This is a genomic window from Haemophilus sp. UMB1048, assembly GCF_030218125.1.
Taxonomy (GTDB): domain Bacteria; phylum Pseudomonadota; class Gammaproteobacteria; order Enterobacterales; family Pasteurellaceae; genus Haemophilus_D.
Map to the genome: position 1 here is coordinate 1 of NZ_JASOPB010000037.1, position 381 is coordinate 381.

1 protein-coding gene is annotated in these 381 nt (G+C 50.9%); it reads right to left on the reverse strand.

Annotated elements, in window-relative coordinates; translation table 11 throughout:
• Positions 1–323 (reverse strand): recombinase family protein (locus tag QP437_RS09770; protein WP_285267704.1); only part of this gene is annotated, 323 nt, incomplete at its 3' end.
• Positions 324–381 lie beyond the last annotated feature (58 nt).

A 381-nucleotide genomic window follows, 5' to 3' on the forward strand; every position in this document is an offset into this window, starting at 1 on the left:
AATGCCTGCACCGGTTGGTAAGTGTCCGTTGCTTCCGGTCGTCCTAGCTTCATTCCTTGCGCCTTACGCGCTGTTAAGGCTTCCTTGGTGCGCTCGCTAATCTTGTTGCGTTCGAACTCTGCAAAGACTGCCATCATTTGAAGCATCATTTTGCCAGCGGGTGTGCTCAGGTCGCGTTCTGGCAGGTCGAGCGATACAACGTTAATCCCTCGCTCAAGTAGCATCGTGATAGTTTGTTGCACGTCGATATTGTCACGGCCTAAACGGTCAATTTTGAGAACAACGAGGCAATCCCCCTTTTCCAGCTTATCGACCAGCTTCACAAATTGCAGGTGCTGCATAGCTGGTTTAGTGCCGCTCACAACCTCGCTTACTATCCTA